16 protein-coding genes are annotated in these 20,084 nt (G+C 65.0%); 11 read left to right on the top strand and 5 right to left on the bottom strand.

The window, feature by feature from the left end; translation table 11 throughout:
• The first annotated feature begins 15 nt into the window (after positions 1–15).
• Genes ACRQ5Q_RS30165 through ACRQ5Q_RS30150 form a run of 4 tightly spaced genes read left to right on the top strand, consistent with a single transcriptional unit; the run spans position 16 to position 3,245 of the window.
• Positions 16–849 carry a branched-chain amino acid ABC transporter permease gene (locus ACRQ5Q_RS30165; protein ID WP_246583944.1) on the top strand — a complete coding sequence of 278 codons (834 nt, stop codon included), beginning with the start codon at positions 16–18 and terminating at the stop codon, positions 847–849.
• Entirely contained in the window at positions 849–1,829 is a 981-nt protein-coding gene (locus ACRQ5Q_RS30160) for a branched-chain amino acid ABC transporter permease (protein ID WP_439374181.1), read from the top strand. The genes ACRQ5Q_RS30165 and ACRQ5Q_RS30160 overlap by 1 nt, the downstream gene beginning before the upstream one ends.
• Positions 1,826–2,557: an ABC transporter ATP-binding protein gene (locus tag ACRQ5Q_RS30155; RefSeq protein WP_439374182.1), complete on the top strand. Its 732-nt coding sequence runs from the start codon at positions 1,826–1,828 to the stop codon at positions 2,555–2,557. Before ACRQ5Q_RS30160 ends, ACRQ5Q_RS30155 begins: the two co-directional genes overlap by 4 nt.
• On the top strand, positions 2,541–3,245 hold the full coding sequence (locus tag ACRQ5Q_RS30150; protein ID WP_439393578.1) for an ABC transporter ATP-binding protein: 705 nt from the start codon (positions 2,541–2,543) through the stop codon (positions 3,243–3,245). Before ACRQ5Q_RS30155 ends, ACRQ5Q_RS30150 begins: the two co-directional genes overlap by 17 nt.
• Before the next feature lie 16 nt (positions 3,246–3,261).
• On the opposite strand, the gene ACRQ5Q_RS30145 is transcribed toward ACRQ5Q_RS30150, so the two are convergent.
• The gene (locus tag ACRQ5Q_RS30145; protein ID WP_439374184.1) at positions 3,262–3,663 is read right to left on the bottom strand and encodes a hypothetical protein; all 402 of its coding nucleotides are present in this window, start codon (positions 3,661–3,663) and stop codon (positions 3,262–3,264) included.
• A gap of 289 nt (positions 3,664–3,952) precedes the next feature.
• Positions 3,953–4,639, bottom strand: coding sequence for a 3-oxo-tetronate 4-phosphate decarboxylase (otnC, locus tag ACRQ5Q_RS30140; protein ID WP_439393576.1), 687 nt, complete (start codon positions 4,637–4,639; stop codon positions 3,953–3,955).
• Positions 4,640–4,745: 106 nt separating this feature from the next.
• Here otnC and ltnD point away from each other — a divergent pair, with 106 nt between their 5' ends.
• From ltnD to ACRQ5Q_RS30110, 6 genes are all read left to right on the top strand, one after another.
• Complete coding sequence (ltnD, locus tag ACRQ5Q_RS30135; RefSeq protein WP_439374186.1) at positions 4,746–5,663, top strand: L-threonate dehydrogenase; 918 nt, start codon at positions 4,746–4,748, stop codon at positions 5,661–5,663.
• A gap of 15 nt (positions 5,664–5,678) precedes the next feature.
• Complete coding sequence (otnI, locus tag ACRQ5Q_RS30130) at positions 5,679–6,461, top strand: 2-oxo-tetronate isomerase (RefSeq protein ID WP_439374187.1); 783 nt, start codon at positions 5,679–5,681, stop codon at positions 6,459–6,461.
• A complete protein-coding gene (gene otnK / locus ACRQ5Q_RS30125) occupies positions 6,458–7,732 on the top strand; it encodes a 3-oxo-tetronate kinase (protein WP_439393574.1) in 1,275 nt (424 codons plus the stop codon). The genes otnI and otnK overlap by 4 nt, the downstream gene beginning before the upstream one ends.
• Positions 7,733–7,898: 166 nt before the next feature.
• Positions 7,899–9,590 carry a methyl-accepting chemotaxis protein gene (locus tag ACRQ5Q_RS30120; RefSeq protein ID WP_439374189.1) on the top strand — a complete coding sequence of 564 codons (1,692 nt, stop codon included), beginning with the start codon at positions 7,899–7,901 and terminating at the stop codon, positions 9,588–9,590.
• A 280-nt stretch (positions 9,591–9,870) separates the two neighbouring features.
• A complete protein-coding gene (locus ACRQ5Q_RS30115) occupies positions 9,871–13,050 on the top strand; it encodes an efflux RND transporter permease subunit (protein WP_439393572.1) in 3,180 nt (1,059 codons plus the stop codon).
• Positions 13,037–14,239, top strand: coding sequence for an efflux RND transporter periplasmic adaptor subunit (locus tag ACRQ5Q_RS30110; RefSeq protein WP_439393570.1), 1,203 nt, complete (start codon positions 13,037–13,039; stop codon positions 14,237–14,239). Before ACRQ5Q_RS30115 ends, ACRQ5Q_RS30110 begins: the two co-directional genes overlap by 14 nt.
• Before the next feature lie 122 nt (positions 14,240–14,361).
• Here ACRQ5Q_RS30110 and ACRQ5Q_RS30105 read toward each other — a convergent pair whose 3' ends face one another.
• Both ACRQ5Q_RS30105 and ACRQ5Q_RS30100 read right to left on the bottom strand, forming a co-directional pair.
• Positions 14,362–15,864, bottom strand: a complete 1,503-nt coding sequence (locus ACRQ5Q_RS30105; protein ID WP_439393568.1) for an acetyl-CoA acetyltransferase — start codon at positions 15,862–15,864, stop codon at positions 14,362–14,364.
• A 123-nt stretch (positions 15,865–15,987) separates the two neighbouring features.
• A complete protein-coding gene (locus tag ACRQ5Q_RS30100; protein ID WP_439374193.1) occupies positions 15,988–17,121 on the bottom strand; it encodes a nitronate monooxygenase in 1,134 nt (377 codons plus the stop codon).
• A 383-nt stretch (positions 17,122–17,504) separates the two neighbouring features.
• Between ACRQ5Q_RS30100 and yghU the strand changes: the two genes are divergently transcribed.
• Positions 17,505–18,380 (top strand): glutathione-dependent disulfide-bond oxidoreductase, encoded by an 876-nt coding sequence (yghU, locus tag ACRQ5Q_RS30095; RefSeq protein ID WP_439374194.1) that lies wholly within the window; start codon positions 17,505–17,507, stop codon positions 18,378–18,380.
• 170 nt (positions 18,381–18,550) lie between these two features.
• Here yghU and ACRQ5Q_RS30090 read toward each other — a convergent pair whose 3' ends face one another.
• Positions 18,551–19,828: an acyl-CoA dehydrogenase family protein gene (locus ACRQ5Q_RS30090; RefSeq protein ID WP_439374195.1), complete on the bottom strand. Its 1,278-nt coding sequence runs from the start codon at positions 19,826–19,828 to the stop codon at positions 18,551–18,553.
• Positions 19,829–20,084: the final 256 nt, after the last annotated feature.

Below are 20,084 nucleotides of genomic sequence, written 5' to 3'. Positions count from 1 at the left end.
GCGAGCGGCCTGCTGATGGGGCTGCTTTACGGACTGATCGCCGTCGGCTTGGCGTTGATCTTTGGCCTGATGGACGTCGTCAACTTCGCCCATGGCGAATTCCTGATGCTGGCCATGTACGTGACGTTCTTCCTGTTCACGTTCTTCGCGATCGATCCACTGCTGTCGGCGCCGCTGGCTGCCGCCGCCCTGTTTGTCCTGGGGGCGGCGGTCTATCTCGTGATCGTGCGGTTTGCGATGCGTGCCAAGGCCAATGTCGGCATGGTGCAGATTTTCGCGACCTTCGGCCTCGCGATCGTGATGCGGGGCCTCGCGCAACTGTTCTTCACGGCCGACTACCGCAGCGTTCCCAACTCATGGCTCGGCGGCAAGACGGTATCGGTGGCCGGGATCTACCTGCCGCAGCCGCAGCTGTTCGGCGCGCTGGTCGCGATCGCGGCGTTCGGCGGGCTCTATCTCTTCATCAACCGCACCGATTTCGGCCGCGCGCTGGAAGCGACGCGCGAGGATCCCGGTGCGGTGGCCCTCGTCGGCATCGACAAGAACCGCGTGTTCGCGCTCGGCTGGGGTCTCGGCGGTGCGCTGGTCGGGCTTGCAGGCGCCATCATGGCGACCTTCTTCTACATCTATCCCGACGTCGGCGCGTCCTTTGCGCTGATCGCCTATGTCACGGTGGCGCTCGGCGGGTTCGGTAGCGTGTTCGGCGCCTTTGCCGGCGGTATCGTCGTCGGCCTTGTCGAAGCCACCACTGCGCTGATCCTGCCGCCATCGTTGAAATCGGTCGGCATCTACGCGGTCTATCTTCTCGTCGTGTTCATCCGGCCGCGTGGCCTGTTCGGGTCGATGTGATGGACAAGCAATTCGTCGAGCGGCGCCGCCGCGACCTCATCACCGCCGCCGGTCTTGCCGCCGTCGCCGCGATCGTGCCGCTCTTCGTCAAGGACGTGTACGTCCAGAACATCATGGTGCTGACGCTGATGTACGCGGCGTTGTCGCAGAGCTGGAACATCCTGTCCGGCTATTGCGGGCAGATATCGCTCGGACACGCGCTGTATTTCGGGCTCGGTGCCTACACCACCGCGCTGCTGTTCACCAAGTTCGGCGTGCTGCCCTGGTTCGGCATGATCGCCGGCGGGCTGATCTCGGCCGCAATCGCAATGGCGCTGGGCTATCCCTGCTTCCGGCTCGGCGGCCACTACTTTGCGATCGCCACCATCGTGATCGCCGAGATCGGATTGCTGCTGATCCAGAACTGGGATTGGGCAGGCGCGGCCCTTGGCATCGACATTCCCGTGCGCGGCGACAGCTGGCTGAAATTCCAGTTCACGCGCTCGAAGCTGCCATACTTCTACTTCGCGCTGGCGCTCGCCTGCGTCGCCTGGTTCGTCACCTGGTGGCTGGAAGATTCGAAATGGGGTTATTGGTGGCGCGCGGTGAAGGACAATCCGCAGGCGGCCGAGAGCCTCGGCGTCGTCGTATTCAACTCGAAGATGGGCGCGGCGGCGGTCTCCGCCTTCCTGGTCGCGGTCGGCGGCAGCTTCTATGCGCAGTTCGTTTCCTACATCGATCCCGGAAGCGTCATGGGCTTCCAGTTCTCGCTCTTGATGGCGTTGCCGGCAGTGCTCGGCGGCATCGGCACGCTGTGGGGGCCGATGCTCGGCGCCGTCATCCTGATCCCGATCACCGAGCTGACGCGGTCCTACATCGGCGGCTCCGGCCGCGGCGTCGACCTCATCGTCTACGGCGCGCTGATCGTCCTGATCGCACTCGCGCGGCCGGAAGGGCTGGTTGGCCTGTTCTCGCGCCGGCGCAAGGAGGCCACGCGATGACGACGCTCCTGGAAACGCGCGGCGTCTGGCAGCGCTTCGGCGGCCTGATAGCCAACAGCGACGTCTCGATCTCGGTTGGCCGCGGCGAGATCGTCGGCCTGATCGGCCCGAACGGCGCCGGCAAGTCGACGCTGTTCAATTTGATCGCCGGCGTGTTGCCGCCAACCCAGGGCTCGATCATCTTCGATGGCGAGGACGTCACCAATCTGCCGGCGGCCGCGCGCTGCCAGCGCGGGATCGGTCGCACCTTCCAGGTCGTGAAGAGCTTCGAGACCATGACGGTCATCGACAACGTCATCGTTGGCGCGCTCGTGCGCAACACCGTGATGCGCGAGGCCCGCCGCAAGGCGCATGAGGTGCTGGAATTCACCGGCCTTGCCGCGCGCGCCGACGTGCTCGCGAGCGACCTCGTGCCGGCGGAGAAGCGCCGCCTCGAAGTCGCGCGTGCGGTCGCGACCGAGCCGAAGCTGTTGCTGCTCGACGAGGTTCTCACCGGCCTGACGCCCACCGAGGCGCAGACCGGCGTCGCGCTGGTGCGCAAGGTCCGCGAGACCGGCGTCACCGTGCTGATGGTCGAACACGTCATGGAGATCGTGATGCCGCTGGTCGACCGTGCCATCGTGCTCGACCTCGGCAAGGTGCTGGCCGAGGGCAAGCCTTCCGACGTCGTCCGCGATCCCAAGGTGATCAGCGCGTATCTGGGAGATCGTCATGCTGTCGGTGCGTGAAGTCACCACCGCCTATCAGGGCCTGGTTGCGATCTCCGCGGTCTCGATCGAGGTACAGAAGGGCGAGATCGTCTGCGTGGCCGGCGCCAATGGCGCGGGCAAGTCGACGCTGCTGAAATCCATTGCCGGCGCCGAGCGTCCGCGCTCGGGCACGGTGACGTTCGACGGCAAGCGCCTCGACGGCATGGCGCAGCATCTCATCACCGCAACAGGCATCGCCTATGTGCCGGAGAACCGCCGCCTGTTTCCGCGCCTGTCGGTGCGCGACAATCTTCGCCTCGGCAGCTATCTCTACCGCGGTGATGCGAACCGCGAGGGGCCGCTCGATCTCGTCTTCAACCTGTTTCCGCGTCTCCAGGAGCGTTTGGACCAGCGCGCCGAGACGCTCTCCGGCGGCGAGCAGCAGATGCTCGCCATTGGCCGCGCGCTGATGACCCGCCCGCGGCTGTTGATGCTGGACGAGCCCTCGCAAGGCATCATGCCGAAGCTGGTGGATGAAATCTTCCAGGCAGTGAAGCGCATCCGCGACGCCGGCATGACCGTGCTGATCGTCGAGCAGCGCATGGCCGAGTGCTTGGAGATCGCCGACCGCGCCTACATCCTGCAGACCGGCCGCGTGCTGATGCAGGGCCCGTCCGCGGAGATCAAGGGCAATCCGGACGTCAGGAAGGCGTATCTGGGATTGTAGCCGCTCGCTAGGATCCCTATCCCGATTGCTTCTTGTTCCGGTTCTTGCTTGCGCCGCGCAGCGTTGACGCGGGCGCGGAAGCTTGCCCGAAGCCATTCATCTGGATGCAAGAGAGCAGGTCGACATAGCTTTCGATGCCACCGGCGGAGGCCTCGGCGGAGCATTGGGTGCGAATCGTCTCCGGCGTCGTCGTCCAGATGGACCCGAGTTGTTGCTGTGCGGTTTGCTCGTCGTTCATGCAGGCCTCGTAGGACTGCGGCTCGGTCAGCGACTTGTCGATCTCCTGAGTTGCCTTGCAGTTGGCCTCGACCTTGAGATCGGGGACGCCGCCGCGCGCGGACGTCTGGGCGTTTGCGGAAAGGGACAAGACAACAAAGCAGGCTACAGAGAGGAGGGCGCAGGATACTTTGAAATCCATGACAATTCTCCTGGCGATCGATGAAACAACTCCTTCAGTCAATTACAGGGGATCATGTGCTTGCGATCCCGCTGATGCAAATCAATTCCGGCAGTGCCAGAAGGTGTCGTAGCCCGGATGAGCAAAGCGATATCCGGGACCGCTGGTCCCGCATGTCGCGCCGCTCATGCGGGCTACTCCGTCGCCACATCCTCAGTCATTGCGAGCGCAGCGAAGCAATCCAGAGTCTTTCAGCGGCGGGATTCTGGATTGCTTCGCTGCGCTCGCAATGACGAGGATGGGGCCGGGCCTAATGCTCGTGCCCATGCTCCGGCAACGTCACCCCGAACACCTTCACCAGATCCTTCACCTGCTCCGGAGACAGATACCGCGGGTTCATCCCGCGGAGCAGCAGGTACAGCTTCGCCGTCTCCTCCAACTCTTCCGTCGCGAACACCGCGGCCTCCAGCGTGTCGCCGGCGACGACCGGGCCGTGATTGGCGAGCAGCACCGATGAATACTTTCCCGCTAGGCCTTTGATCGCATCCGCCACCGCCGGATCGCCCGGGCGGTAATAGGGCACGAGCGCGGTGGCGCCGCACTTCATCAGATAATAGGCCGTCATCGGCGGCAGCGCGGCGCGCGGGTCGATCTCGGGCAGCATCGAGAGCGCAACCGAATGGGTCGAGTGCAGGTGCACGATGGCACGTGCGCTGCCGCGCGTGTCGTAGAGCGCGGTGTGCAGCGGGACTTCCTTGGTCGGCGCATCGCCCGAGATCAGCCGGCCGGTTTCGTCCAGCCGCGACAGCTTTGCGGGATCGAGGAAGCCGAGCGAGGCGTTGGTCGGCGTCACCAGCCAGCCGCCGCCCTCCAGCCTGACGCTGATATTGCCGGAGGATCCCGGCGTCAAGCCGCGCTCGAACAGGGACCGTCCGAAGCGGCAGATATCCTCACGCAGCCGGATCTCGTTGCTGGGTTCAGTTCTCATGGCCGTCATGCCTGCTTGTCTCACGCTTTGGCAGCGCGGCCAAGCCGTGTTATTTGGTTGCCAAGCTGCCGCAAAGGGCGGCTACTTGGGAAACGTTCGTAAGGATCGGTTGCATATGTCCGCCTCCACCTCACCAAATCGGCGTATCGCCGTCGTCGGGCTCGGCTCGATGGGATTCGGCATGGCGACCTCGCTGAAGCGCGCCGGCCATGCCGTCACCGGCTGCGACGTCTCGGCTGACGCGGTGGCGCGGTTCGCGAAGGACGGCGGCGCAGGCGCCAAAACGCCGGCGGAGGCGGCCAGGGATGCCGACATCGTCGTCAGCGTCGTCGTCAATGCCGCCCAGACCGAGGCGATCCTGTTCGGCAAGGATGGCGCGGCCGAGACCATGCCGAATGACAGTGTCTTCATATCCTCCGCCACCATGGATCCGGACGTGGCGCGGCGCCTCGCAAAACAGCTCGAGGCGACCGGCCGGCACTACCTGGATGCACCGATTTCCGGTGGCGCGCAGCGCGCCGCGCAGGGCGAGCTGACGATCCTCGCCTCCGGCAGTCCGGCGGCCTTTGCAAAGGCACGGCCGGCGCTCGATGCCATGGCGGCAAAGCTCTACGAGCTTGGCGATGCCGCTGGCCAAGGCGCCGCCTTCAAGATGATCAACCAATTGCTGGCCGGCGTGCACATCGCCGCCGCGAGCGAAGCAATGGCGTTCGCGGCCAAGCAGGGCCTCGACATCCGCAAGGTCTATGAGGTGATCACGGCTTCCGCCGGCAATTCCTGGATGTTCGAGAATCGCATGCCGCACGTGCTTGACGGCGACTACACGCCGCGCAGCGCCGTCGAGATCTTCGTCAAGGACCTCGGCATCATCCAGGATATGGCGCGCAGCGCCCGATTCCCGGTGCCGGTTTCGGCCGCCGCGCTCCAGATGTTCCTGATGACGGCTGCCGCCGGCATGGGCCGCGATGACGACGCCTCGGTCGCGCGCATGTATGCGCAGGTCACCGGCGTGAAGCTGCCGGGCGACAAGTAAGCAAGAGGATCTGCAATGCCCCGTTTCGCCGCCAACCTCTCGATGATGTTCACCGAGGTGCCGTTCCTCGACCGCTTCGATGCCGCCGCCCAGGCGGGATTCACCGCCGTCGAGTTTCTCTTTCCCTACGAGCATCCGGTGGCGGCCGTCGGCGAGCGTCTCAAGCGCAACGGCCTGACCCAGGCGCTGTTCAATCTGCCGCCGGGCGACTGGAATGCCGGCGAGAAGGGCTTTGCGGCGCTGCCGGCGCGCTTCAATGATCTCAAGGCGAGCCTGGAAACCGCGCTGCCTTACGCCAAGGCGACCGGCGTCAAGCGGCTGCATTTGATGGCCGGCATTGCCAATCGCGGCGAGCGCGTCGCGATCGAGGCCTTTTACAAGTCGGTGGCGTGGGCCGCCGAATTCTTCGCACCGCACGGCATCGACATCGTGCTCGAGCCGATCAATGCCCGCAACGTGCCCGGGTACTTCCTCAACGATTTCGGCTTCGCCCGCGACCTGATCCAGGAGCTTCGGCTGCCGAACCTGAAGCTCCAGTTCGACATCTATCACTGCCAGATCATCCACGGCGACGTCACCATGCGCCTGCGCGAGATGATGCCGATCATCGGACACATCCAGATCGCCAGCATCCCCTCGCGCAACGAGCCCGACGGCGAGGAGCTGAACTATCCGTTCCTGTTCGAAGAACTCGATCGGCTCGGCTATGCCGGCTTCGTCGGCTGCGAATACAATCCACGCGGCAAGACCACCGATGGCCTTGCCTGGTTCAAGCCCTATGCGGGAGTGAAGCCGTGACTCTTGCGCTTGGCTGCATCGCCGACGACTACACCGGCGCCTCTGATCTCGCCAACACGCTGACGCGCGCGGGCCTGCGCACGGTGCAGACCATCGGCGTGCCCTCGGACGATCTGGCGCTGCCCGAGGTCGACGCCGTCGTGGTGTCCTTGAAGAGCCGATCGATCGAGGCGGGCCTTGCCGTATCGCGCTCGCGCGCAGCGGACAAATGGCTGCGCGGCCGCGGCGCGAGCCATGTGCTGTTCAAGATTTGCTCGACCTTCGATTCCACCGACGCCGGCAATATCGGCCCCGTCATGGATGCGCTCCGTTCAGATTGCGGCGAGAGCGCAGTGCTGGTGACCCCGGCGTTTCCGGAGACCGGCCGCACCGTCTACCAGGGCAATCTGTTCGTCGGCCCCGTGCCGCTGAATGAGAGCCCGTTGAAGGATCATCCGCTCAACCCGATGCACGATTCCAACCTGGTGCGCGTGCTGGCGCGCCAGAGCAGGACGCAAGTAGGCCTCGTCGATCTCGCCACCGTCACGCGCGGCGCGGATGCCGTGCGGGCAAGGCTGACCGAGCTCGCGGGCAAGGGCATCGGTGCTGCGATCATCGATGCCGTGTTCGACCGCGACCTCGAGACCATCGGTCTCGTCGCGGCCGAACATCGGCTTTCGGTCGGCGCCTCCGGCATAGGCCTCGGACTGGCGCGGGCGCTGGTTTCGACGGGCAAGGTCAAGTCGGCTGCGGGGAGCGGAGAGAGCGGCGCCGCCGTCGGCGGACCGGCAGCATGTCTTGCCGGAAGCTGCTCGCAGGCCACACTTCAGCAGATCGCGAATGCCGAGCGTGTCATGCCGGTGTTGCATCTCGATCCGGACCGTATTCTTACGGGAACAGGCGAAGCGCAGCGTGCGCTGGACTGGGCGAGGCCGCGACTGGCTGAAGGTCCGGTGCTGATCGCATCGAGCTCGACACCCGATCAGGTCGCCGCGCTGCAGGCGCGTCACGGCCGCGACGCGGCCGGGCATGCCATCGAGCAGACGATGGCCGACATCGCTGAAGGCCTCGTAAAATCGGGTGTGCGACGCCTCGTGGTAGCCGGTGGCGAGACTTCCGGCGCCGTGGTCGACCGGTTGAAGATTCCCGGATTTCTCGTAGGAGTGGAGATCGCGGCGGGCGTTCCGGTGCTGCGCGCGGTCGGTGCTGGAGGCGAGATGTTGCTCGCTCTGAAGTCCGGAAATTTCGGCGGTGCGGAGTTTTTCTCGGACGCGCTTAGGCTCATGCGCTGAGAGCAGAGCCTTCTTAGGCGCTCGTTCATTTCTTTCGGCTTCCGTGCTTGTGCGGAGTCGCGGTTCTCAACTGCTCGGTCGTTTTGTTGTTGGATGTCGTCGCCGCAACTTTTGGTTGATACATAGTTCCGGACGCGCCGCCGCGCCAACACAAAGAGACCCGATTATGCTCTCCACCATTTCCATCCGCGCCAAGATCATCAGTGTCGTGGCATTCCTGCTGGTCGCGATGGCCGGCATGGGCCTGCTCGCCGTCATGAAGATGCGGACGATCAACGCCAGCACGGTCGATATCACCACAAACTGGATGCCCAGCGTCCGCGTGATCGGCGACCTCCGTGCGGGCGTCATTACCTACCGCAACGTGATCCGCGAGCACATGCTGTCGGAGACACTGGAGGAAAAGCTTGCGGCCGAGAAGACCCTGGCGACAGTGATCGAGGCGAACACAAAGTTCCGCAAGTCTTATGAGGGTATGATCACCTCGCCCGAAGAGCGAGCTCTGTACAGCGAGTGGTCTAATAAGTGGGAAGAGTACAGGAAGGGCACTCAGGAAGTCATGGCGCTGTCGCGCCGGGACGCCAACAAGATCGCGCATGACGCGCACGAGCTGAACACCAAGACAGTCAACAAGATCGGGCTTGAGGCCGATGCCATCCTGACCAAGGACATCGAGCTCAACACGAAGGGCGGCGATCAGGCTGCTGCAGATGCCGCCGACACGTTTTATTACGCGTTCCTGCTGGTTGCGATCATTCTCGGCGCCGCCGTCATCGTCGGCTTCGGCGTCGGCTTCTACCTCGTCCATGACGTCTCCAGCGGCATCAGTTCAATCATCGAGCCGATGCAGGCACTGGGCAGGGGCGACCTCTCCGCCGAGGTCCCGCACCGCGGCGAGAAGACGGAGATCGGCGCCATGGCTGACGTGCTCCAGGTCTTCAAGGAAGCGCTGATCGCCAAGAAGGCCGCCGACGAGGCCGCCGCGGCCGACGCCGAAGCCAAGATCGAGCGCGGCCGCCGTGTCGACAACATCACCCGCGAATTCGAGACCATGATCGGCGAGATCGTCCAGACGGTGTCGTCGGCCTCGACCCAGTTAGAGGCGTCCGCCTCGACGCTGACCTCGACTGCCGACCGCTCCCAGCGGCTGGCGACCACGGTTGCCGGCGCCTCGGAAGAAGCTTCGACCAACGTGCAGTCGGTGGCCTCGGCCACCGAGGAGATGGCCTCCTCCGTTGGCGAGATCAGCCGACAGGTGCAGGAATCGGCGCGGATGGCGGGCGATGCCGTCGGCCAGGCCCGCGCCACCACCGAGCGCGTCAGCGAGCTCTCCAAGGCGGCGTCCCGCATCGGCGACGTCGTCGAGCTCATCAACACCATTGCCGGCCAGACCAACCTCCTGGCGCTGAACGCGACCATCGAGGCGGCGCGCGCGGGCGAAGCCGGCCGCGGCTTCGCCGTCGTCGCCTCCGAGGTGAAGGCGCTCGCCGAGCAGACCGCGAAGGCGACCGGCGAGATCGGCCAGCAGATCTCCGGGATCCAGGCCGCGACCAACGATTCGGTCGGCGCGATCAAGGAGATCTCCTCGACCATCGAGCGCCTGTCCGAAATCTCCTCGGCGATCGCAGCGGCTGTGGAAGAGCAGGGCGCGGCGACGCAGGAGATCGCCCGCAATGTGCAGCAGGCAGCGCACGGCACTCAGCAGGTTTCCTCCAGCATCACCGACGTGCAGCGGGGTGCGACCGAGACCGGCACGGCCTCCTCGCAAGTGCTGTCGGCGGCGCAGATGCTGTCCAACGACTCGAGCCGGCTCAAGATTGAGGTCAGCAAGTTTCTGACCAACGTCCGCGCCGCGTAGTTCGTCGGGCGACCTGTTGATCGAACGACGAGCGGGGCCAAAGGCGCCGCTCGTTTTGTTTCACCTGTAGCACCAGCCAGTCGGCATGTGCCTGAACTGGGTCGGCCCCGCATCGTCCGGCCGCATAGCTGCGATGTCGATTTCGCAGTGCGGTAGCAGGGAAGTGAATGCAGGATAGTGCCTGGTCATTAGCGTTTCATGCAGTGCTCAGGTAAAGGGAAAACAGGATTCCCGTGGGGGCGGATTCCGTATCCCTGCCTGACCTGGATTTGCCTGGCGCATGATTGCTCTGGTCCGTATTGCCCTGAGCCGGCCCTATACGTTTGTCGTGCTGGCGCTCCTGCTCCTGATCATCGGACCGCTCGCCGCATTGCGGACGCCGACCGACATCTTCCCGGACATCCGCATCCCCGTGATCGGCGTGGTCTGGCAGTATACCGGCCTGCCGCCGGACCAGATGTCCGGCCGCATCACCACGCCGTTCCAGCGCGCGCTGACGACGACCGTCAACGACATCGAGCACATCACGGCCAATTCCTATAACGGCTTCGGCATCATCAAGATCTTCTTCCAGCCGAACGTCGACATCCGCACCGCCAACGCGCAGGTCACGGCGATCTCGCAGACGCTGCTGAAGCAGATGCCGCCGGGCGCGACGCCGCCCCTGATCCTGAACTACTCCGCCTCGACCGTGCCGATCATCCAGGTGGCGCTGTCGGGCGACGGCCTCACTGAGCAGAACCTCGCCGACATCGGCATCAACCAGCTGCGCACGCCGCTGGTCACCGTGCCCGGCGCGGCGATCCCGTATCCGTTCGGCGGCAAGCAGCGCCAGGTCCAGATCGATCTCGATCCGACCGCGCTTCAGGCCCGCGGGCTATCCGGCCAGGACGTCGCCAACGCGCTGGCCGCCCAGAACCTGATCACGCCGGTCGGCACCCAGAAGATCGGCCAGTTCGAATACAACATCCAGCTCAACAACTCGCCGCTGAAGATCGACGAGCTGGGCAACCTCCCGATCAAGACCGTCAACGGCGCCATGGTCTATGTGCGCGACGTCGCCACCGTGCGCGACGGCAATCCGCCGCAGACCAACATCGTCCATGTCGACGGCAACCGCTCGGTGCTGATGATGGTGCTGAAGGCGGGCGCGACCTCGACGCTCGACATCATCGCCGGCATCAAGCAGAAGGTGATCGAGGTCAAGGACCAGCTCCCGGATGCCCTGAAGATCGGCTTCATCGGCGATCAGTCGGTATTCGTCCGCGGCGCCATTCAAGGCGTCGCCTTCGAGGGCGTGATCGCGGCGCTGCTGACCAGCATCATGATCCTCTTGTTCCTCGGCAGCTGGCGCTCGACCATCATCATCGCGGTGTCGATCCCGCTCTCCGTTCTCGGCGCCATCATCATGCTGGCCGCGATCGGCGAGACGCTGAACATCATGACGCTCGGCGGCCTTGCGCTCGCGGTCGGCATCCTTGTCGACGACGCCACCGTCACCATCGAGAACATCAACTACCATCTGGAGCAGGGCAAGCCGGTCGAGCAATCGATCCTCGACGGCGCCAACCAGATCGTGACGCCGGCCTTCGTCTCGCTGCTCTGTATTTGCATCGTGTTCGTGCCGATGTTCTTCCTCACCGGGGTCGCACGCTTCCTGTTCGTGCCGATGGCGGAGGCCGTGATGTTCGCGATGATCTGGTCGTTCATCCTGTCGCGCACGCTGGTGCCGACGATGGCGAACTACCTCCTTAAAGTGCACGTCCATCACGAGGGTGCCCCACCGAAGTCGCGCAATCCATTCGTCTGGTTCCAGCGCGGCTTCGAGGCGCGGTTCGAGCGCATCCGGGGCGGCTACCGCGGCCTGCTCGGCCTCGCTTTGGCGCATCGCGCCATGTTCGTGATCGGCTTCATCTGCGTTGTCGGCGCGTCCTTCGCGCTGGTGCCGTTCCTCGGGCGCAACTTCTTCCCCGCGGTCGATGCCGGCAACATCCTGATGCATGTCCGCACGCAAGTCGGCACCCGCGTCGAGGAGACTGCCAACCAGCTCGCCGACGTGCAGAAAGCAGTCCGCAAGCTGATCCCGGGCGAGATCGAGACCATGACCGACAACATCGGCATGCCGATCTCCGGCATCAACATGACCTACAACAACACCGGCGTGATCGGTCCGCAGGACGGCGACATCCAGATCAAGCTGAAGGAAGGCCACAAGCCGACCGAGGAGCATGTGAAGGTGCTGCGTGAGCAATTGCCGCGGCTGTTCCCAGGCGTCAGCTTCGCCTTCCTGCCGGCCGACATCGTCAGCCAGATCCTGAATTTCGGTGCGCCCGCGCCGATCGACCTGCAGATCCGCGGCGCCAATCTCAGCGCCAACTTCGCCTACGCCAACCACCTGCTGGCGAAGGTCCGGCGGATTCCGGGCGTGGCCGATGCGCGCATCCAGCAATCGCCGAGCAACCCGACCTTCAACATCGATGTCGACCGCACCCGCGCCCAATATGTCGGTCTGACCGAGCGCGACGTCACCAACAGCCTCGTCGTCAACCTCGCCGGCTCCTCGCAGGTCGCACCGACCTACTACCTGAACCCCGACAACGGCGTGTCCTACTCGATCGTCATGCAGACGCCGCAATACCAGATCGACTCGCTCAGCGCGCTGCAGACGCTGCCGATCACGGCCGCGGGCAATGCGCAGTCGCCGATTCTCGGTGGCATCGCCGATATCAAGCGTTCGACCTCCAGCGCGGTGGTCTCGCAATACGACATCCAGTCGATGGTGCAGATCTTTGCAACGACCTCGGGTCGCGATCTCGGCGCGGTCGCCGCCGAGATCCGAAAATTGATCGCCGACACCGCGAAAGAGGTGCCGAAGGGCTCGTCCGTGGTGTTGCTCGGCCAGGTGCAGACCATGAACAGCGCCTTCACTGGTCTCTTGTTCGGCTTGCTCGGGGCCGTCGTGCTGATCTACTTCCTGATCGTCGTGAACTTCCAGTCCTGGTCCGATCCGTTCGTGATCATCACGGCGCTGCCGGCCGCGCTCGCCGGCATCGTCTGGATGCTGTTCGCGACGGAGACAACGCTGTCGGTCCCGGCGCTCACCGGCGCGATCATGTGCATGGGCGTTGCCACGGCCAACAGCGTGCTCGTGATCTCCTTCGCGCGCGAGCGCTACGAGGAGCTGGGCGATCCCATCGCAGCGGCGCTTGAGGCCGGCTTCGTCCGGTTCCGCCCCGTCCTGATGACTGCGCTCGCCATGATCATCGGCATGGCGCCGATGGCGCTGGGTCTGGGCGAGGGCGGCGAGCAGAATGCGCCGCTCGGCCGCGCCGTGATCGGCGGCCTGATCTTTGCGACCTTCGCCACACTGATGTTCGTTCCCGTGGTATTCAGCATGGTCCACAAGAAACAAGGCGCCAAAGCCGCCGCCTCAACGGAGACCCCGCATGTCGCCCACTGAACCCCGCTCGGCGGTGTCGCACCGGAAACTGGGCATTTTCGGCGTGGTTGCGCTGATTGCGGCGGGCCTTGTCGTCGGCACCGGCATCCGCGCCCGCGAGGAGCAGGGCTCCAAGCTGAAGGAATGGACCGATGATCAGGCGGTTCCCAGCGTCGCTGTGACCCAGCCGAGTGCCAAGGCCCTCAACGCCACCATCGATCTGCCGGGACGGCTGGAGGCCTATTATCGTGCGCCGATCTTCGCCCGCGTGAGCGGCTACCTCAAAAGCTGGAGCGCCGACATCGGCGCCCGCGTCAGGGCCGGGCAGGTGATCGCCGAGATCGAGGCGCCGGACCTTGACCAGCAGCTGCTTCAGGCCCGCGCCGACCTCGCCAGCCAGCAGGCCAGCGCCAGGCTGTCGGAAGCAACGCTGAACCGGCGCAAGACGCTGGTCGCCTCCAACTTCGTCTCCGCGCAGGAGATCGACGAACGCACCGCCGATCTCTCCAACAAGAACGCCGCCGTGAATTCGGGCAAGGCCAATGTCGAGCGGCTGGAAGCGCTCGCCGGCTACAAGAAGATCACCGCGCCGTTCGACGGCGTGGTGACGGCGCGCGATACCGATGTCGGCGCGCTGATCAACGCCGGCGGCGGCTCGGGCCCGGCGATGTTCGTGGTCTCCGACATCACCAAGCTGCGCGTCTACGTCAACGTGCCCCAGAACTACGTGCCGGCGATCAGGATCGGCGCCAAGGCCACCATCACGCTGCCGGAGTACCCGAACCGGACTTTTCAGGCGACGGTGGAGGCTTCCTCGCAGGCCGTCGACGTCGCCTCGGGCACTACGCGCATGCAGCTCGGGCTCGACAATTCCAGCGGCGAGCTGATGCCCGGCGGCTATGCCAGCGTGAAGCTGAACCTGCAGCGCGATTCCGCCCCGCTCAGCATTCCCGCCAGCGCGCTGATCTTCAACGGCAGCGGCCTGCGCGTTGCGACGGTTGGGGCGGACGACAAGGTGCTGTTCAAGACCGTGACCATCTCCCGCGATCTCGGTCGCGAGATCGAGCTCGCCTCGGGCATCGGGCCGGACGATCGCGTCATCACAGCGCCGCCGGATGGTCTTGCGGACGGCGATCAGGTCCGCGTCGTCGGCGCCGGCGCCAATGGCAAGCCGACGACAGCGTCGGAGAAGCAGCCGCCGAAGAGCTAGCTCTCTTCACCTCGCCCCGCTTGCGGGGAGAGGTCGGATCGTATCGTGGATGCGATCCGCGTGAGGGGGACTCTCCGCGAGTCCAATTCTCATCGTCCTCGTCGCAAGCGGGGAGAGGGATACTACCCCACCCGCCACTCCGGCACGCCATCGGCGGCCATCGTGACCTCGCCGAGTGAGCCCACCGGCGTGCGATTCATGTCCAGCAAATGCCCCAGCGTCGCGCTGTCGCTCGCCGGAATCCGCGCCAACGTGCGCCGATCATCCGCAGTGCGCAGCATCACCACGCCATGCTCGACACCGCCCCCACGGCCGTAGAGCACCGTGAAGCTCTCGACCTTGCCCTCGCCTGACGCCTCCGTCACGAACTCCGGCACCGCGCGCCTGTTGCGGTCGGCCTCGCCTTGCACACTCGTCTCCTGCGCCATCGCCTCGCGCGGCGGCGCCTTCGAGACCACCAGCGCATGATGCTTGGTGACGAAACCGCCCTGGCCGTAGAGCATGCCGAGTTTTGCGCCATCGCGCACGCGCCGCACCATGGCGCAGGCCGCGTGCGTCATGTAGGTGTTGAGCGGCGCGCCGAAGAAGGTGAGACCACCGGTCACGGTCGGCTGCACGTCGGCCGAAAGGCCCAGCGTCCGCCGCGCCATCTTGGGGACGCAAGGGAAGCAGCTGTAGAGCTCGATCGCGTCGAATTTTTTGCCTCCGGCAAGATCCATCACCGCCTTCAGCACCGCGTTCTGCGGATGGCTCTCGTAGAACTGGTCGCGCAGCAGATAGTCGCGTGGCTCCTCGGCCGAGGCGCCGCCGAGCGGATAGACCAGCTTGTGTTCCGCGATGCCTGCCGCGCGCGACTTGGCAAGGCTTGTGAGCAGCACGGCGCCGCCCATGTTGACGCTTGGGTTGGCGACCATCAGCTTGTTGTAGGGCCAGGCGATCAGCCGGTTGTCCGCCGTCGGCGTCGTGATCTCCTCGGGCGCATAGCGTCGCTTCAGCCAGGCGTTGGGATTCTGCGCGGCGGCTTCCGAATAGCGCGACCACAACGTGCCTGACTCCGCCATCGCCTCGCGCGGCGTCTGGCCCCAATGCGCGGAGGAGGCGGCTTCATAGAACGGATAGACCGTGACGGGCCGGAACACGCCGAGCTTCACCGCCAGCGGCTTCTGGAACGCCGCGCCGCGCTTGGGCTCCTCGACGTCATGCGCGAACGGCGTCCATGGCAATTGCGCCCCGGCACGCTCCGCCTTGGTCGCGGTCGACTGCGCCTCCGCGCCGCACACTGCGGCGACGGTGCATTCGCCGCGCGCGATGCGCTTGGCCGCCTCGTGGATGTAGCGGATCGGGCTCTCGCCGCCGACCGGGCCGTAATAGCAATGCGCCGGCGTGACGCCGAGGCGCTGCGCCAGCTGCTTCTCCGGATCGCGATAGCGCCAGCTCAGGAAGTTGACGACGTCGAGCGACTGCAACTCGCCGAGCAGCTGCGCACCGGCATCCGCCTCTGCGCGCCGCAGCGCCCGCTCGAGCAGGTCGAGCGGCTCGAGGCCCTCGGTGAGCTCCTTGGGGCGGTCGACGATCTCGCCGATGCCGACGATGACGGGGATGCGGTCTTCGGGAATGTTGGTCATTTCATCTTGCTTCAATTCACGATGTCAGCTGTTTCGTCATTGCGAGCGCAGCGAAGCAATCCCGAATCTTTCCGTGGCGGCAGCCTGGATTGCTTCGCCTCGCTCGCAATGACGGTGTGGATGCTACTCCGCCACCAGCGCATTCATGTGCTCGACGGCTTCGGCGAAATCTTCCTTGAACTCCTGCACCACCGCGCCCGCCGACTTCACGCTGTCGATCAGGCCGACGCCTTGGCCGACAAAATAGCTGACGAGGTCGCGCGCCCTGGCATTCCCGCTTGCGGCTGCGCGGTCGATTGCGTTGAAGGCGTCGCGGCTGACGATGCTTTGCAGCGGCATCGGCAGCGCGCCGGGGCTCTCCGGCGCACGGTCCCAGGCATCGGTCCAGACCGAGCGGAGCTGCCGCGCCGGCTTGCCGGTGCGCCCCTTCGAGCGCACCGCGTCGCGCGAGGACGCCGCGATCATCTTCTCGCGGAAGATTGCCGTGGTCTCGGCCTCGACGGTCGCGAGCCAAACCGAACCGGTCCAGGCACCGGCGGCGCCCATTGCCATGCAGGCCGCCATCTGCCGTCCCGTCATGATGCCGCCTGCCGCCAGCACCGGCACGTCGCGGATGCGCTTGATCGCCTTGATCACCTCCGGCACCAGCACCATGGTCGAGACCTCGCCGCAATGGCCGCCGGCTTCGGTGCCCTGCACCACGAGGATGTCGACCCCCGCCGCGACCTGGCGCAGCGCGTGCTCCTTGGCGCCGACGAGCGCTGCGACCGGCACGCCATGTTTCTTGCCCATCTCGATCATCGCCTTCGGCGGCACGCCCAGCGCATTTGCGATCAGACGGATCGGATGATTGAAAGACACCTGGAGCAATTGAAGCGCGGTCTTCCCGTCGAATGGCTGTGGCTGATTGTCCGCCACTTCGGTGGCGGTCAGCTCGATATCGTATTTCTTCAGAAGATGGCGCGTGTAGTCGCGGTGCGCCTGCGGCACGCGCGCTTCCAGGCTCTTCCAGGTGACGTCCTTCTCGCCCGCCGTCGAAATATTCTCGGGGATCAGAACGTCGATGCCGTAGGGCTTGCCGTCGATGTGGTCGTCGATCCATTTCAGCTCGCGTTCGAGCGTGTCGGGTGTGTGCACGGTGGCACCTAACACGCCGAAGCCGCCGGCGCGGCTGACGGCGGCGACGACGTCGCGGCAATGGCTGAAGGCGAGCAGCGGGAACTCGATGCCCAGCATGTCGCAGATCGGCGATTTCATGGTTCTCTCCCGGCGGCAGGCTACGCATTCTCGTTGCTTTCGCTGGCAAAGCAAAGTGACGCTAGCCGATCGATGACATGCCGGATTCGGCGAGGCATCTTGTGTGTAGACGTCGCGCGCTATCCGCGGGCCGTAGGCCGCAGCGTCCCAAGTGATGCCGTCATTCCGGGGCTCGCGCGAGCGAGAACCCGGAAGCCATTTCTCAGCGCATTCTCGGCGGGATGGATTCCGGGCTGGCCCTGCGGGTGCCCCGGAATGACGGCGGGGAGGGGCTGCCATGACAAAACGCGGAGTTGTCCCGTCCGGCACTGCATTTCGGCGCCCTTGTCATCGGCCAATTGCGGGCTAATTAATGCAGACGCATCTTTTTTGCCGGAGCCCCCATGACCGACGCCCCCGCCTACGTGCCGCCCAAAGTCTGGACCTGGAACAAGGAGAATGGCGGGCAGTTCGCCAGCATCAACCGCCCGATCGCCGGCCCCACCCACGACAAGGAGCTGCCGGTCGGCAAGCATCCGCTCCAGCTCTATTCGCTGGCGACGCCGAACGGGGTGAAGGTCACGGTGATGCTGGAGGAGCTTCTGTCGCTCGGCCACAAGGGGGCCGAATACGATGCCTGGCTGATCAGGATCGGCAATGGCGATCAGTTCGGCAGCGGCTTTGTCGACATCAACCCGAATTCGAAGATCCCCGCGCTGATGGATCGCTCCGGGCCGGAGCCGATCCGGGTGTTCGAGTCGGGCTCGATCCTGTTCTACCTCGCCGAGAAGTTCGACGCTTTTCTGCCCAAGGACATCAAGACCCGTACCGAGGCCATGTCCTGGCTGTTCTGGCAGATGGGCAGCGCGCCCTATCTCGGTGGTGGCTTCGGCCATTTCTACGCCTATGCGCCGTTCAAGATCGAATATGCCATCGACCGCTTCGCGATGGAGACCAAGCGCCAGCTCGACGTGCTCGACCGCCGCCTTGCCGACAACGAGTACCTCGCGGGCAAGGAGTACACCATCGCCGATATCGCGGTGTGGCCCTGGTACGGCGCGCTCGCCAAGGGGCTGGTCTACGGCGCCGGCGAATTCTTGTCGGTGCAGGACTACAAGCACGTGCAACGCTGGACCGACCAGATCGCAAAGCGCCCGGCCGTGAAGCGCGGCCGCATGGTCAACCGCGTCTCCGGCGATCCCGCCAGCCAGCTGCACGAGCGCCACGACGCCAGCGATTTCGAGACGAAGACCCAGGACAAGCTCGCGCCCGCCACGTAGGGCGGTTGCTTCTTCACCTCGCCCCGCTTGCGGGAAGAGGTCGAATTCGATCGCAGATCGAATTCGGGTGAGGGGAGTCTCCGCGAGTTCGACTGTCACATCTTTGCGGAAGCTCCCCTCGCCCTGACCCTCTCCCCGCAAGCGGGAGAGGGGAAAGAGAGAGCGGAGCTTTACGCCATGCTGAGCTCGTGCCGTCCCACCACCATCCAGTGCACCTCGTCCGGGCCGTCGGCAAACCGCAGGTGCCGCACGTCCTGGTACATTTCGGCGAGTGGTGTCCAATGCGAGATGCCGGTGGCGCCGTGCATCTGGATGGCCTGGTCAATGATCTTGCAGGCGCGCTCGGGCACCATGGCCTTGACCATGGAAACCCAGACGCGGGCCTCCTTGTTGCCGAGCACGTCCATCGCCTTGGCGGCCTTCAGCACCATCAGCCGCATCGCCTCGATCTCGCAGCGCGCCTGCGCGATGATCTGCATGTTGCCGCCGAGATGGGCGATCTTCTTGCCGAAGGCTTCGCGGGTGAGGCCACGCTGCACCATGAGGTCGAGCGCCTTCTCGGCCTTGCCGATGGTGCGCATGCAGTGATGGATACGGCCCGGGCCGAGGCGCAGCTGCGAGATCTCGAAGCCGCGGCCCTCGCCGAGCAGCATGTTCTCCTTCGGCACGCGCACATTGTTGAAGCGCATGTGCATGTGGCCGCGCGGCGCGTGGTCCTGGCCGAACACGTACATGGGGCCGAGCACCTCGACGCCGGGCGTGTCGCGCGGTACCAGGATCTGCGACTGCTGCTTGCTCGGCGCCGCGTCCGGGTTGGTCTTCACCATCACGATGAGGATCTTGCAGCGGGGATCGCCGAGGCCGGAGATGTAGTACTTCTCACCGTTGATGACCCATTCGTCGCCGACGAGCTTGGCGGTGGTCGAGATGTTCTTGGCGTCGGAGGAAGCGACGTTCGGCTCGGTCATGACATAGGCCGAGCGGATCTCGCCGTTGAGCAGCGGCTTCAGCCATTTCTCCTTCTGCTCCTGGGTGCCGACGCGCTCCAGCACCTCCATGTTGCCGGTATCCGGCGCCGAGCAGTTCATGGTCTCCGAGGCGAGCGGGCTCTTGCCGAGCTCGGCGGCGATATAGGCGTAGTCGAGATTCTTCAGGCCCTGGCCGGTCTCGTCATCGGGGAGGAAGAAGTTCCAGAGGCCTTCCTGCTTGGCCTTGTTCTTGGCCTTCTCCAGCAGCTCGAGCTGCTTCGGCGTGAAGCTCCAGCGATCCTCCTTGCCTTCGCCGGCCTTGGCGAACTCGATCGACATCGGCTCGACGGTGTCGCGGATGAACTTCTTGACGTGATCGTAAAGCGGCCGGACCTGGTCCGACATCCTGAGGTCGTTGAGCTCATCGCCCGGATTGAGCGTGTAGTTGGTGGTGCGGGGAATGTAGGTGTGTTTTGTCATTGGTCCTCCCGGGAGCGCTGAGATCATGTTGGCCGGGAGAATAGTCGCAGCGATGCCAAAGTGCGAGCGCGTATTTTCTCACGCGAGGCCATGCCACGCGATGGAATATCGCGACGACGTTTGAAATGTTGTTTGAATGGGGCGGCGCGCAAGTGGGCTGGAGCGCCGTCCGATCCCGGGACTCCGTCATTGCGGGCGCAGAGAAGCAATCCGGAATCTTACCGCGGCGGCAGTCCGGATTGCTTCGTCGCAAGAG

This window comes from Bradyrhizobium sp. PMVTL-01 (assembly GCF_051861855.1).
In the GTDB taxonomy this organism is placed as follows: domain Bacteria; phylum Pseudomonadota; class Alphaproteobacteria; order Rhizobiales; family Xanthobacteraceae; genus Bradyrhizobium.
Note: the sequence above shows the minus strand (reverse complement) of the source record. Positions and strands in the feature narration are given on the sequence as shown.